Source organism: Actinokineospora auranticolor (genome assembly GCF_041897805.1).
In the GTDB taxonomy this organism is placed as follows: domain Bacteria; phylum Actinomycetota; class Actinomycetes; order Mycobacteriales; family Pseudonocardiaceae; genus Actinokineospora; species Actinokineospora auranticolor.
Genome location: NZ_CP154825.1, coordinates 7,986,513 through 7,999,253 on the forward strand (window position 1 = coordinate 7,986,513; position 12,741 = coordinate 7,999,253).

Annotated in this window: 13 protein-coding genes; 4 read left to right on the forward strand and 9 right to left on the reverse strand. The window is 70.6% G+C overall.

The window, feature by feature from the left end; all coding sequences use genetic code 11:
* The first annotated feature begins 1 nt into the window (after window position 1).
* Window positions 2-568 (forward strand): TetR/AcrR family transcriptional regulator, encoded by a 567-nt coding sequence (locus V5P93_RS34970; RefSeq protein ID WP_104477869.1) that lies wholly within the window; start codon window positions 2-4, stop codon window positions 566-568.
* The gene (locus V5P93_RS34975; protein ID WP_104477868.1) at window positions 565-1,812 is read left to right on the forward strand and encodes a cytochrome P450; all 1,248 of its coding nucleotides are present in this window, start codon (window positions 565-567) and stop codon (window positions 1,810-1,812) included. Before V5P93_RS34970 ends, V5P93_RS34975 begins: the two co-directional genes overlap by 4 nt.
* Window positions 1,813-1,815: 3 nt before the next feature.
* Here V5P93_RS34975 and V5P93_RS34980 read toward each other — a convergent pair whose 3' ends face one another.
* From V5P93_RS34980 to proC, 5 genes are all read right to left on the reverse strand, one after another.
* Window positions 1,816-2,760, reverse strand: coding sequence for a lysophospholipid acyltransferase family protein (locus V5P93_RS34980; RefSeq protein ID WP_104478284.1), 945 nt, complete (start codon window positions 2,758-2,760; stop codon window positions 1,816-1,818).
* A gap of 14 nt (window positions 2,761-2,774) precedes the next feature.
* On the reverse strand, window positions 2,775-3,809 hold the full coding sequence (locus V5P93_RS34985) for an NAD-dependent epimerase/dehydratase family protein (protein WP_104477867.1): 1,035 nt from the start codon (window positions 3,807-3,809) through the stop codon (window positions 2,775-2,777).
* 189 nt (window positions 3,810-3,998) lie between these two features.
* Window positions 3,999-4,100, reverse strand: a complete 102-nt coding sequence (locus V5P93_RS34990; protein ID WP_018684825.1) for a 30S ribosomal protein bS22 — start codon at window positions 4,098-4,100, stop codon at window positions 3,999-4,001.
* A gap of 167 nt (window positions 4,101-4,267) precedes the next feature.
* Entirely contained in the window at window positions 4,268-4,486 is a 219-nt protein-coding gene (locus V5P93_RS34995; RefSeq protein ID WP_104477866.1) for a helix-turn-helix domain-containing protein, read from the reverse strand.
* A gap of 119 nt (window positions 4,487-4,605) precedes the next feature.
* Window positions 4,606-5,436 (reverse strand): pyrroline-5-carboxylate reductase, encoded by an 831-nt coding sequence (proC, locus tag V5P93_RS35000; RefSeq protein ID WP_104477865.1) that lies wholly within the window; start codon window positions 5,434-5,436, stop codon window positions 4,606-4,608.
* Window positions 5,437-5,559: 123 nt separating this feature from the next.
* Here proC and V5P93_RS35005 point away from each other — a divergent pair, with 123 nt between their 5' ends.
* Window positions 5,560-7,665 (forward strand): P-loop NTPase fold protein, encoded by a 2,106-nt coding sequence (locus V5P93_RS35005; protein WP_104477864.1) that lies wholly within the window; start codon window positions 5,560-5,562, stop codon window positions 7,663-7,665.
* Here the strand turns inward: V5P93_RS35005 and V5P93_RS35010 are convergent.
* The 3 genes from V5P93_RS35010 to V5P93_RS35020 all read right to left on the reverse strand — a co-directional run bounded on the left by V5P93_RS35010 (window position 7,619) and on the right by V5P93_RS35020 (window position 9,847).
* Window positions 7,619-8,005 carry a hypothetical protein gene (locus V5P93_RS35010; RefSeq protein ID WP_104477863.1) on the reverse strand — a complete coding sequence of 129 codons (387 nt, stop codon included), beginning with the start codon at window positions 8,003-8,005 and terminating at the stop codon, window positions 7,619-7,621. The two genes, V5P93_RS35005 and V5P93_RS35010, sit on opposite strands and share 47 nt — an antisense overlap.
* Window positions 8,002-8,859, reverse strand: a complete 858-nt coding sequence (locus V5P93_RS35015) for a thioesterase family protein (RefSeq protein ID WP_104477862.1) — start codon at window positions 8,857-8,859, stop codon at window positions 8,002-8,004. The genes V5P93_RS35010 and V5P93_RS35015 overlap by 4 nt, the downstream gene beginning before the upstream one ends.
* A 61-nt stretch (window positions 8,860-8,920) precedes the next feature.
* Window positions 8,921-9,847: a proline dehydrogenase family protein gene (locus V5P93_RS35020; protein WP_104477861.1), complete on the reverse strand. Its 927-nt coding sequence runs from the start codon at window positions 9,845-9,847 to the stop codon at window positions 8,921-8,923.
* Between the two features lie 524 nt (window positions 9,848-10,371).
* On the opposite strand from V5P93_RS35020, the gene V5P93_RS35025 reads away from it, so the two are divergent.
* Window positions 10,372-11,667, forward strand: coding sequence for an IS256 family transposase (locus V5P93_RS35025; RefSeq protein ID WP_104483685.1), 1,296 nt, complete (start codon window positions 10,372-10,374; stop codon window positions 11,665-11,667).
* Window positions 11,668-11,714: 47 nt separating this feature from the next.
* Here the strand turns inward: V5P93_RS35025 and V5P93_RS35030 are convergent, their stop codons facing one another.
* The gene (locus V5P93_RS35030) at window positions 11,715-12,710 is read right to left on the reverse strand and encodes an IS30 family transposase (protein ID WP_374065125.1); all 996 of its coding nucleotides are present in this window, start codon (window positions 12,708-12,710) and stop codon (window positions 11,715-11,717) included.
* Between the last annotated feature and the right edge of the window lie 31 nt (window positions 12,711-12,741).

A 12,741-nucleotide genomic window follows, 5' to 3' on the forward strand; every position in this document is an offset into this window, starting at 1 on the left:
CATGAGTGTTCGCAACCGTACGGTCGCGCTCGCCACGCGACCGCTGCTGGACATCGCGGCCGAGGTCCTGGTCCGGGACGCTGCGGCCGCCCTGGCACAGGTCGCCGCGGCGGCGGGCATCGGCCGGACCACGCTGCACAAGCGCTACCCGACCCGCCAGCACCTGCTGGTCGCCGTCGCCGAGGACTCGCTGGACATCATCGAGGGCGCCATCGCCGACGCCGTCCCGGATGGCCGCGACCCGGCGGCGGCGCTGCGGGCGCTGGTGGACGCGCTGGTGCCGCTGGGGCCGCGGCTGGAGTTCCTGCTGCGCCAGCCGTCGTTGGACGCCGAACCGGAGCTGATGGCCCGCTGGGCGCGCGTCGACGAGCCGCTGACCGACCTCATGACCCGCGCCGCAGCGGCCGGGCTGCTGCGCGCCGGGGTCGCGCCGTGGTGGGCGGTGTCCTCGCTCTACGCCGTCGCCTACACGGCCTGGGAGGGCGTGGCGGAGGGCAGGCTGGCACCGCTGGACGCTCCCGCACTGGCCCACGACACCCTGCTCGGCGGGATCGGGGCACGGGGATGAGAGCCGAACTGAAGTTGGGCACGCGACTGGCGGTCGAGCGCGCGGGCCTCCGGGTTCTGGCGTGGCGCGGGGACCTGCTGGCCCGCGTGGTGTCCGCGCCGTGGCGCGACGAGCGGTACGGGGTCTACGCCGCGATCCGCGCGAGTGGCGGTGTGCACCGCAGCCGCGTCGGCATGACCGCCATCGCGACACACGAGTTGTGTTCGAAAGTCTTGCGCGACAGGACATTCGGCGTCCGCACCGCCGACGGCAGCCAACCGCCGCCGTTCGCCGCGTCGCCGCTCCCGGGGGAGATCGAGACGGCGCCGTCCTTCCTCGAACTCGACCCGCCGGAGCACACCCGGCTGCGCGCCCTGGCCCGCCCGGCGTTCAGCCCGTCCAAGATCAGCGGCTACCGCGCGGGCGTCGTCCGGGCGACCGAGCGGCTGCTGGCGCGGGCCTTGGCCAAGGGCGACTTCGACCTCATGGCCGACTTCGCCGCGCCGCTGCCGATCACGGTGATCAGCGAGCTGCTGGGGATCCCCGACGTCGACGCCGACACCTTCGCCCGGTACGGCCGGGTGCTCGGCGCGTCGCTGGACGGGATCAAGTCGGTCGACCACGCCCGCGCGCTGCGCACGGCCAACCGGGAACTGCGCGCGCTGTTCACCCGGCTGATCGCGCTGCGCCGGTCCGAACCCGGCGACGACGTCATCAGCGCCCTGGTCGCCGCGGGGTCGGTGACCGAGCTGGACCTGGCGACCACGTGCGAGCTGCTGCTGGTGGCCGGGTTCGAGACGACCACCAACCTGATCGGCAACGCGGTGTGGTCCTTCGCCCGCCACCCCGACCAGTGGGACCGGCTGCGCGGCGACCACGCCCTGGCCGGGCAGGCCATCGAGGAAGTGCTGCGCTACGAGTCACCGGTCCAGATGACCGCCCGGTTCCCGCACGAGGACGTCGAGCTCGCCGGGGTGCGGATCCCGCAGGACACGCTGACGGTCGTGCTGGTCGGCGCGGCGGGGCGGGACCCGGCGGTCTTCGAGCGGCCGGACGAGTTCGACATCGGCCGGGTCGCGGGTGACCACCTCGCGTTCTCCAGCGGGATCCACTACTGCCTCGGCGCGCCGCTGGCCCGGCTGGAGGGCGAGGTCGCGCTGACCGCGCTGGCCGAGGCGCTCCCCCGGCTGCGCACGACGAGCACACCCCGCTGGCGCCCCACCTCGGTGATCCGGGGGCTGAGCACGCTGCCGCTGTCCGCTTGACCCTCAGTCGAAGAACGGGTTGGTGCGCTGGTCGAGCAGCTTGTAGAGGGTCTGTTGGATGGTTTCCCGCACCTGGTCGGTCAGCGTGAAGACCAGCATCGGGTCGTCCTCGGCCCGCGGCTCGTAGGTGTCGGTGGGGATCGGCTCGCCGAAGTGGATGTGCCACTTGGACGGCAGCGGGATCGCGCCGAGCGGGCCCAGCAGCGGGAAGAAGGGGGTCACCGGGAAGTACGGCAGCCCGAGCAGCCGGGCCAGCGGCTTGAGGTCGGCGATCTTCGGGTAGATCTCCTCCGCGCCGACGATCGAGCACGGGACGATCGGCGCGCCGGTGCGCAGCGCGGCGGAGACGAACCCACCCCGGCCGAAGCGCTGGAGCTTGTAGCGCGCGGAGAACGGCTTGCCGATGCCCTTGAAGCCCTCCGGCCACACCCCGACCAACTCCCCCGACCGCAGCAGGTGCTCGGCGTCGGGGTTGCAGGCCAGCGTCTGCCCGGACTTGCGCGCCAGCGCGCCCAGCAGCGGGACCTGGAACACCAGGTCCGCGCCGAGCATCCGCAGGTAGCGGTCGCGGTTGTCGCGCACGGCCACGGCGGTCATCAGCGCGTCGAGGGGCAGGGTGCCCGAGTGGTTGGACACGACCAACGCGCCGCCCTCGGCCGGGATGTTCTCCGCGCCGGTCACCCGCACCCGGAACCACCGGCGGTAGAGGGCGCGGAGCGGGGGCAGCAGCAGCGCCTCGGTCAGCTCGGGGTCGAAGCCGAACCGGTCGACCTGGTACTCGCCGGTGAGCCTGCGGCGGGCGAACTCGAACGCTTGGCGCAACCCGGTGGGCGGGGTGGGCGCCGGGTCCTTGCGCAGTGGCGTCGGCGCCACGGGAGGGCCGTCCGGCGCCTCCGCGGCCGGACTCCGGCGAGACCGGTCCAAGGGGATCACGCGGGCTTCCCGCATTCCGTCCACCACCTTCACCGAGTACCCACGAGCCCGCGTTCGAGCCCCCCGATCAGGCCCGGGCTGATCACCGGGCGTAAGCCGCTGCCGTGCACGTAGTCGTCGAAGGCCTGACGGGTCGTCCACCTCGGGGTGAACCCGAACTCCGCGCGCAACCTCGTCGTGTCCAGCACGCGGCCGTGGTTGAGGTAGCGCAGGTGGTCCTCGGAGAAGTCGACCAGGCGGGCACCGCGCAGGAAGCGGCCCGCGGTCGGGATGGCCGCGCGCGGCACGGGGAACGCCAGCCTGCCCGCCCGGCGAATGGCCTGGGACAGCATCAGCACGCCGTCCGCGCCCGCGTTGAACACCCCCGGCGCGGTGCGCGTGGCGGCGCGCTCCAGGACCGCCAGGGCGTCGGCGGAGTGCAGCAGCTGGATGCGGGCGTCGTAGCCCAGGACCGTGGGCACCACGGGCAGGGCGAAGTAGCGGGTGAGGACCGTGTCGACGTCCGGGCCGATCAGGTTGGCCAGCCGGAGCACGGTCACGGCCACGTCCGGGCGCCTGCGGGCGAAGCCGCGGACGTAGTCCTCGACCTCGACGGCGTCCTTGGCGTAGCCGTTCGCGGCGATCCCGTGCGGCGGGGTGTCCTCGGTCAGCACGGCGGGGTGGCGTGCCCCGGCGCCGTAGACGGCGGCCGTCGACTTCACCACCAGCGCGCGCACCGACGGCGCCCGCTGGCAGGCCGCCAGCAGCTGCATGGCGCCCAGCACGTTGAGCTCCTTGACCGCCGAGCGCCGGGTCGGCCCCGGCGGGTTCGCGGTCAGCGCGGCGTGCACCACCGTGTCGACCTCGGCCTCGGTGATGACCTTGGCGATCAGCGGGTTGCGGATGTCGGCGCGGACGAACTCGACCCGCGCCAACTCGCGCACCGCCTCCCGGACCCCGGGGTGCGGCGGCACGGTGTCCACGCCGAGCACGCGGTGCACGGCCGGGTTGGCCGCCAACCGGGCGGCCAAGTGCCCGCCGAGGTAGCCGCCGACTCCGGTGACCAGCACTACTCGCGGCGTCATGGGGACACTCGTGGCGTCATGGGGACCCCTGGGGGTAGGCGCTGGGGCCACCGACGGTACCCGTGGTCCACCCCGGCGCGGACCTGGGCAACACGGAGTTGACCCAGGTCGCACGGGTTGTCACGCCCGCGAAACGCCACGGCGCCCACACCCGGTGTTCGGGATGTGGACGCCGCAAGACGCGAACCGCTACTTCTTGAGCTTGCGGCGCTGGACGCGAGTCTTGCGCAGCAGCTTGCGGTGCTTCTTCTTCGACATGCGCTTGCGACGCTTCTTGATGACCGAGCCCATAGGTGTCCTTCGTCTTCAGTCGTTCCGGTGTCCCGGCGCTCCGGTGCGGCGGGGAACCCCCGGTCGCGTCGCAGTCACGACAGACCGGTTATGGGCGTACGCCAAGACACCAGGCACAACGGCTGTCCAGAGTACCTGGCCCTCATCCAGCGCCTGACGGCGGGCGCTCAGCCCGCGTCGAAGTAGGCGTTCTGCAGATAGTCGTGCACGGCCTTCTCGGGCACGCGGAACGACTTGCCCACCCGCACGGCGGGCAACTCGCCGTTGTGCACCAGCCGGTAAACCGTCATCTTCGAGACCCGCATGAGGGCCGCCACCTCGGCCACCGTCAGGAATTGCACCTGCGGGAGGCCGGGCGGATCGGATTCGCGCCTGCTCGCTGGCATGATCCACCGCGTCCTTAACCACGCGTCGCGCCGTCGGCTTCCCCACCGGCGGATTGACACGCACGTGTACCGATCGAGAGTAGCGGGACACGTGTGACTAGTGCGACGTCACTTTCGGATCAATCTGCCTCGTGCACCCGGCCGAGCTCGCGCGAGCGGTCCCGCGCGGCCTCGATCGCGGCCAGCAGCGCGGCCCGCACCCCGTGGTTCTCCAGCTCCCGGATGGCCATGATGGTGGTGCCCGCGGGCGAGGTCACGGCCTCGCGCAGGATCACCGGGTGCTCACCGGTCTCGGCCAGCATGGTGGCCGCGCCCACGGCCGACTGGATGATCAGCTTCTCGGCCACGGCGCGCGGCAGGCCGAGCAGGATGCCCGCGTCGATCATGGCCTCGACCAGGAAGAAGAAGTACGCGGGGCCGGAGCCCGACAGCGCGGTGACCGCGTCCTGCTGCGACTCGGGCACCCGCACGACCTTGCCGACGACCGCCAGCAGCTCCTCGACGGTGGCCAGGTGCGCGCCGGAGGCGTGCTTGCCCGGGGAGATCGCGCTCATGGCCTCGCCGACCAGCATCGGCGTGTTCGGCATGACCCGCACGACCGGCGTGCCGGCGGGCAGCCTGCGCTCGAACAGCGCAGTCGGCAGACCCGCGCACAACGACACGATCAGGGTATCCCCGCGCACCGCCGGGGCCAGCTCGTCGAGCAGCGGCTCGATGTCCTGCGGCTTGACCGCCACCACCAGCACGTCGGCTTTCTTGGCCGCGGCAGGCACGCCGGCGGAAGCGATCCCGTAGGTCTCGGTGAGCTGGGCCGACCGGCTCGCCGAGCGCTCGGTGAACAGCAGCTCGTCGGCCTGCCTGCCGCCGTGCAGCAGCCCCGACAGCAGCGCCTCGCCGATCTTGCCCGCGCCGAGGACCGCGATCACCGGCCGCGCGTTCGCCTGAGTCATGGCGATCAGGCTAGCCGGCGTTCCCAGTTTTCCCGCCGAACGGGTCGCTTAACGCCGGGTGGGCGGGAAACGATCTCGGTGGTCGTAGGTTGGCGTGGGTACCAGCGAGGACACGGAGCGTGCATGACCGCGGACACGAGTCTCATCGCCGCCCTCCGAGCGGGTGACCGCGGCCGGACGGCGGACCTGCTGAACGCGGCCTTCGACGCCGCGGTCGAGCGGACCCTGCGCTCGCCGGACATCGCCGCGGGCCTGGTGGAGGCGGACCTGCCCGAGCAGGTGCTGCGCGCCGCCGCCGAGCAGGAGCGGCTGGCCATCACCCAGGCCGCGCAGCTGCGCTGCGCGCAGTTCGTCCAGGGCATCGCGAGCCTGCGCCGCCGCCCGTCGACCCGCTGGCTGGACCGCGTGCTGACCGCCCCGGAGCCGCTGATCGACACGGAGGTCGCCACCGACCTGGACACCCGGGTCACCCAACTGCTGCGGCGGCGGCTCAACGACCGCCTCCAGCCCGCGCGCCGCACCCTCCTCGCCCTGCCCTCGGACGCCGCGCCCGGCCTGCGCGACGACCGGGCGTCCAGCCTGACCGTCACGGGGGCTGTCGTGCGCTTCCAGGAGGCCGCGCGGCGGCTCCGGGACGGCGCGATCGGGCTGGCCGGACCGCGCGGGGTGGGCAAGACGACGCTGATCGAGAACTTCGCCGGGCAGGGCAGCCCGAGCCACCCGCCGCTGAAGGTGTCCGTGTCGGCGCCGGTGCAGTACGACGCGCGCGAGTTCGTGCTGCACCTGTTCGCCAGGGTGTGCCAGGAGGCGATCAACCGCGAGCCCCCGGCCGACCGGCTCCGGCGCGCGTACTGGCCCGGGAAGCGGCACGCGCTGGCCCGGGACGGGGTGCTCACGCTGGTGCTGGCCGGGCTCACGTACCTCGCGACCGTGCCCCTGGCCGGGTGGCCGGGTGTGCTGACAGCGGGCCTGTACACGCGCGTGCGCTCGTTCGACTGGGCCGTGGTGCCCGCGGCCGCGCTGGCGACGGTGACCGCGATCGCGCTGCTGGCGCTCGTGGTCGAGTCCACGACCGCGGCACTGCGGGGCCTCGCCGCGGCGGTGCGCTGGCTGCTCGGCTACCCGCGGGCCCGCGCCGGGTTCACCGCGCTGGCGCGGGCGCAGCTGGTGCAGATCCGGTACCTGCAGACCCACACGACCGGGTGGTCGGGGAAGCTGGCGATCGGCGGGTCGGACGCGTCGATCACCCGCAGCCGCCAGCTCGCCGAGAAGCCGCTGACCTACCCGGAGATCACCGACGCCTTCCACCGGTTCACCGCCCAGTACGGCTGGTCCGAGCCGGGCAACCGGGTGCTGATCACCATCGACGAACTGGACAAGATCGCCTCGGCGGAGGCGGCGGAGCGGTTCCTCAACGAGATCAAGGGCCTGTTCTCCGCGCCGAACACCCAGTTCGTGGTGTCGGTGTCCGACGACGCGCTGGCCGCCTTCGAGCGCCGCGGCCTCGGCGTCCGCGACGCGTTCGACAGCGCCTTCCAGGAGATCGTCCGCGTGGACCCGCTGTCCCCGGCCGACACCGTGCGGCTGCTCGACAGCTGGGTGGTCGGCCTCCCCGAGCCGTTCGCGCGCCTGGCCCACTGCCTCGGCGGCGGCCTGCCCCGCGAGGTCCGCCGGGTGACCCGCGCGATGGTGGAACTGGCCGCGGGCCGGACGGACCCGCCGACGCTGGACCAGGTGTGCCGGGAGCTGGTGGCGGAGGACCTCGACCGCCAGGCCCACGCGGTCCAGACCACCATGAGCCGCTTCGCACCCACCGCCGGGACAACGGAATTCCTGCGCAAGGTCCGCGCCCTGCGCGCCGAACCGGAGCAGCTGCTGGAGGTCGTGCGCGGCGAACTACCGTCCAGCATGGACACCGACGACCTGGGCCGCCTCCGCTGGCAGACGGCCCTGCGCCTGTACCACTACGCGACGCTGATGGAGGTCTTCACCGCCGAACAGGACACCCGCGCGCGAGCGGAGGAGGCGTTGGTCGCGGCCTTCGACCCGCTGGCGTCGGCCAAGCAGGCGCTCGCCGCGCACCCGGGCCTGGCCGCCGTGCAGATCGACGAGGTCCGCGCGTCGTGGGGCCTGACCACCTTGGACGACCTGCACGAGCGGACCGCGCGCGACGACCAGCGGGCTACGGTCGACCGCCTGCGGGCGCTGGGCACTCAGCCCCGGCAATGAGGTGCACCAGGGTGTCGTAGGCGGGGTCCACCTTGTCCGGCGCCGTGCTGCACACCTCGATCTCGGGATCGTCGAAGGAAAGCGCGACCGCCCACACCCCACCGACCGCCACCGCCAACGCCGCCGCGATCACCAGCAGCCGCTTCCTGGCCCGGGTCCGGTCGACCGGCCCACCGGACCCGCGCGTGAGCCAGTCGTCATCGGATTCACCCGCCGGGCCCGGCTCGTCGCCGCGGTCGGCGGGCCCGCCCCGGCTCGCCGAGCCGTTCCCCTTGTCCGCCAAGCCGCTCGGGTCGACCTCGGACTCGCCCCGGTCGGCCGGGTCGGTGGGCTCGGTCATCCGATGGCCGAGAGGGCCAACTGGCGGGCCTGGCAGACCAGCCTGCCGGTGGCGTCGACGACCGTGGCGTCGGAGTCGAACCAGACGCCGTGCACCGCTTTGGACTCCACCTGGATGCGCAGCCAGCCCGGGGACGGGCGGGACCGCAGGTGCGCGGTCAGCTGGACCGTCGGGGACCACCCGAGCCTGCCGAGGTTGAACGTCACGGGCATCGAGATGTCCCCGGCCACCAACGCGAACAGCGGGTCGGCGTGCTCGCCGCGCGGCCGCGCCCACAGCCGCAACCGCAGCGGGTCGCCGATGTGGCCGTGCAGGAACCCCGCGCCGTTGGGGTCGAGGCGGACGTCGCAGACCTCGCTCAGCTTGAACACCGACGCCGACGGCACGGCCGCCAGGTCGATGGCGTTGCCGGGCGGCTCGGCGGGTTGGTTGGGCAGGTCCGCCCAGGCCGCCCGCTCCCGCGGCAGGCGGCCGGTGGTGACCACGCCCTCGACGCAGCTGTGCCCGCTCTGCTCGAGGTGCACGGCCACCACCGTCGTCCGACGACCCGATTTGCGCACGTCGGTGCGCAGCAGCACCGGCCCCACCCCCGGTGGCCGCAGGAACTGCGCGCTCACCGACAGCGGGTCGACCAGCGGCGCGCCCGCCCCGCTGTGCGTGGCCACCGCCGCCTTGGCCAGCAACGCCATCAGGAATCCCCCGTGCGGGCGACCGCCGACCGTCCAGGAGGCCGGGAGGTCGGCGGTGAACGTCCCGTCGCCCAGCGGCCGAACCCGCACGGCGGCGGCGAACGCGCCGCCCGTGGGCGCCTGCCCGCCCGCCCGGACGTCGCCGTGCCCAGCAGCACTACTCATGGGCGTTAGCCTGCCACGCCCGGGTGAGCGATTTTGCGCTGTGCCACAGATCGGGGCCAGGTCAACTGCGAGTCAACAGTGCCCGGAGGAAGAAGGTGGTGTTCGCCGGGCGCTCGGCCATCCTGCGCATCAGGTAGCCGTACCACTCCTCGCCGTAGGGGACGTACACCCGTACGGTGTGCCCTTGCTGGGCCAACCGGAGTTGTTCCTCGGGTCGGATCCCGTAAAGCATTTGGTGCTCGAAACTCCCGGGCTTGCGCCCGTGCGCCTCCGCGCGCTCCGCGATGATCCGCACCAACCGAGGGTCGTGGGTCGCGAACATGGGATACCCGTCACCGGCAAGTAGTGCGTTGGCACAACGCACGTAGCTCTTGTCCACCTCGGTCATCTCCGGGTAGGCCACCGACTCGGGTTCCTTGTAGGCCCCCTTGCACAGCCGCACCCGCGACCCCTCGGCCGCGAGCCGCTCGGCGTCGTCCAGGGTGCGGTGCAGGTACGACTGGATCACCGCCCCCACCCAAGGCCACGTCTTGCGCAACTCCCCGAGGATCCGCAACGTCGAGTCGGTGGTGGTGTGGTCCTCCATGTCGAGGGTCACCGTCGTCCCCGCCGCCTCCGCCGCCCGACAAATCCGCCGCGCGTTCTCGAGGGCCAGGTCCTCGTCGAGCATCTGCCCGACCGCGGAGAGCTTGACGCTCACCTCGGCCCGGTCGGCCAGGCCCTCGGCGTGCAGCCGGTCGAGGAGTTCGAGGTAGGACTGGACGGTGTGCTCGGCTTGGGCCGAGTCGGTGGTGTCCTCACCGAGGTAGTCCAGCGTGACGGTGAGCCCATCCTCGACCAGCCGCCGGGTCACGGCGACTGCGTCGGAAGTGGTCTCCCCCGCCACGAAGCGGCGAACGACGTCCCGGCTTACGGGAGCCGTCGCCACCACACGACGGATGCTGCCGTTCCGAGCGGCAGCCAGAATCAACGAACGCAACGGGTTCACGTCCGGAACTTTACGGCCCTTGTCATGCCGAACCATCAGCCATCCGGTCGTCCCATCTTTACGCTGCCCTGGGTAATCGCCCACCCCCGATAACCCAAACCCGAACACTTCTCGCACCCATTCGGTCACGCACAGTCCCGCCCACCCTCCCCAAGTCGCGCCCATCGACACCCATGTCCATCCACACCCCACTGACGTCGCTCCACCCCGAACCGTCCTCACTCACCCCGGCCCAACACGACCCAACCCACCTCGTCCGCCCCAACCCGACTCGTCCCAACCCAACCCAGCCAGCCAGCCCGTCCAACCTCGCCCAGCCCAGCCCAGCCCAGCAAGATCAAATCCACGCCGAACCCGTTTGTCCACATGCACCGCACTTATCCACAGGCCAACCCCGACCCATTCCTACCGCCCGCCCCAGCGCGTAGAATTAAATATAGGGGTTCTTGAGGGACTGTTTCAAAATCGGTGTTTCCGGCCCGACACGCCGGGCCGAAGGTCCGGCGGGATGGGCACTGTGAGTGATGACATCCGATGTTGTGAGTCCACGCAAGAGTGAGTCGAAGCCGGCGCGGGAGCTGTCGCCGGAGCAGGCCGCCGCGGCGGCGATGGTGGCCGAGGCCAAGGCTCGAGGGCTGGCGTTGACCGGCCCGGACGGCCTGCTGAAGTTGTTCACCAAGAACGTGCTGGAAACCGCGCTCAACGAAGAGATGACCGAACATCTCGGTCACGAGAAGAATCGGGCCGCGCCCGAGCGTGACTCGACGAATGTGCGGAACGGCACGCGGCCGAAGACCGTGATCTCCGACGCCGCGGGTGAGGTCGAGATCGACGTGCCGCGGGACCGAGAAAGCACGTTCGAACCGCACATCGTGAAGAAACGGCAGCGTCGACTCACCGATGTGGACGAGATCGTGCTGTCGCTGTATGCGAAAGGGATGACCACTGGGGATATCTCAGCGCATTTCGCGGAGATCTATGGAGCGTCGGTCAGCAAAGAGACGGTATCGCGGATAACCGACAAAGTCGTCGCTGAAATGAACGAGTGGGCCAACCGCCCACTCGACGCCGTGTACGCGGCGGTGTTCATCGACGCGATCGTCGTCAAGGTCCGGGACGGCCAGGTCGCCAATCGGCCCGTCTACGCCGCCATCGGCGTCACCGTGGACGGCCACAAGGACGTCCTGGGCCTGTGGATGGGCGCCGGTGGCGAGGGCGCCAAATTCTGGATGAGCGTGCTGATCGATCTCAAGAACCGCGGCGTGGCCGACGTGTTCTTCCTCGTCTGCGACGGCCTGAAAGGCCTCCCCGAAGTCGTCACCAATGTCTGGTCGCAGACCATCGTCCAGACCTGCGTCATTCACTTGATCCGGAACACGTTCCGGTTGGTCGCCCGTCAGGACTGGGACGCGGTGAAACAGGACATCAAACCCGTTTACACCGCGCCCAGTCCCGACGCCGCTCTCATCGCGTTGGATGAACTCGAGGAGAAATGGCGCAAGAAGTACGGGGCCATGATTCGGCTCTGGCACAACGCCTGGGAAGAGTTCATCCCGTTCCTCGGCTACGATATCGAGATCCGGCGCATGATCTGCTCTACGAACGCCATCGAGTCCCTGAACGCCCGCTACCGCCGAGCTATCCGAGCACGCGGACATTTCCCAACCGAACAGGCAGCGATGAAGTGCCTGTATCTTGTGACACGCAGCCTGGACCCCACCGGCACAGGCCGCGCCCGATGGACGATGCGTTGGAAGCCCGTGCTCAACGCGTTCGCCATCACATTCGGTGACCGCTGGCCAGGAGCCGAGACCTACTGATCAACAACGCCGGACACACCGATCATGGGATAGACCCGTTCTTGACCTCAAGGGGTCATCGCGCCACCGTGTTCGATCAGCAGTTCGTTGAGCTTCTCGACGGGCTTGTACCAGTCGAGGGTCTGTCGGGGGCGGTCGTTGAGTTCGCGGGCCACGTCGTCGAGGTGGACTTGGGAGTGGACCGAGAGGTCGGTTCCCTTGGGGAAATACTGTCGGAGAAGCCGGTTGGTGTTCTCGTTCGTCCCGCGTTGCCACGGTGAGTGCGGGTCGCAGAAATAGACCGGCATCCCGGTGGCCGTGGTGAACGTGGCGTGGTCGGCCATCTCACTGCCCTGGTCCCACGTGACCGATTCCCGGAGGAACTCGGGCAAGGTCTTCATCTTGTTCGCCAACAGCATCGCGACCCGGTCGGCGGACCGGTCGTGCGGGACCCGGATCAGCATCACGAACCGCGTCTGCCGCTCCACCAGGGTCAGGATCTGCGACTTGCACGCGGACCCAAGGATGAGGTCGCCTTCCCAGAAGCCCGGAACAGCACGGTCGTCGGCTTCCTTCGGGCGTTCGCTGATGTTGACCATGCCCACGATCAGGTCGTGTCTGGGCCGCTTCGCCGAGGGGGACACCCGTTTCGCCCGGCCAGAGCGCAGGGCCTTGTACATCATGGCCCGCAACTCGCCTTTCCCCTGGACGAACAGGGTCTGGTAGATCGTCTCGTGGGACCCGCGCATCTCCGGCTCGGTCGGAAACTCCAGGCGTATTCTGGTCGCGATCTGCTGCGGCGACCACCGGCGATCCAAGCCCGCCATCACATAATCGCGTAGTCGGCCCGATTGTTCCAACTTTCGCGGTTTCGGTCGTTTCCGCATGACCGCGGCACGCTTGCCCGACTTCAACGCTCGATAGGCCAATCTCCCGCCATCACGGGCGACCTCACGAGCGACCACCAAATGATGCCGACCCAACACCCTGCCGATAAACCGAAACGACCGCCTCGCCCGCAACTCCCGCGAAATCGTCTCCCGCTCCTCGGCACTCAAACTCACCCGACACACCACGACATGATCTCCGATCACC

Excerpts from the sequence above, each read along its gene's own strand:
- V5P93_RS34970 (WP_104477869.1), top strand. The coding sequence starts at position 2 with ATGAGTGTTCGCAACCGTACGGTCGCGCTCGCCACGCGACCGCTGCTG.
- V5P93_RS34980 (WP_104478284.1), bottom strand. The coding sequence starts at position 2,760 with ATGCGGGAAGCCCGCGTGATCCCCTTGGACCGGTCTCGCCGGAGTCCG.
- V5P93_RS35015 (WP_104477862.1), bottom strand. The coding sequence starts at position 8,859 with ATGAGTAGTGCTGCTGGGCACGGCGACGTCCGGGCGGGCGGGCAGGCG.
- proC (WP_104477865.1), bottom strand. The coding sequence starts at position 5,436 with ATGACTCAGGCGAACGCGCGGCCGGTGATCGCGGTCCTCGGCGCGGGC.
- V5P93_RS34985 (WP_104477867.1), bottom strand. The coding sequence starts at position 3,809 with ATGACGCCGCGAGTAGTGCTGGTCACCGGAGTCGGCGGCTACCTCGGC.
- V5P93_RS35010 (WP_104477863.1), bottom strand. The coding sequence starts at position 8,005 with ATGACCGAGCCCACCGACCCGGCCGACCGGGGCGAGTCCGAGGTCGAC.
- V5P93_RS35005 (WP_104477864.1), top strand. The coding sequence starts at position 5,560 with ATGACCGCGGACACGAGTCTCATCGCCGCCCTCCGAGCGGGTGACCGC.
- V5P93_RS34995 (WP_104477866.1), bottom strand. The coding sequence starts at position 4,486 with ATGCCAGCGAGCAGGCGCGAATCCGATCCGCCCGGCCTCCCGCAGGTG.
- V5P93_RS35025 (WP_104483685.1), top strand. The coding sequence starts at position 10,372 with ATGACATCCGATGTTGTGAGTCCACGCAAGAGTGAGTCGAAGCCGGCG.
- V5P93_RS34990 (WP_018684825.1), bottom strand. The coding sequence starts at position 4,100 with ATGGGCTCGGTCATCAAGAAGCGTCGCAAGCGCATGTCGAAGAAGAAG.
- V5P93_RS34975 (WP_104477868.1), top strand. The coding sequence starts at position 565 with ATGAGAGCCGAACTGAAGTTGGGCACGCGACTGGCGGTCGAGCGCGCG.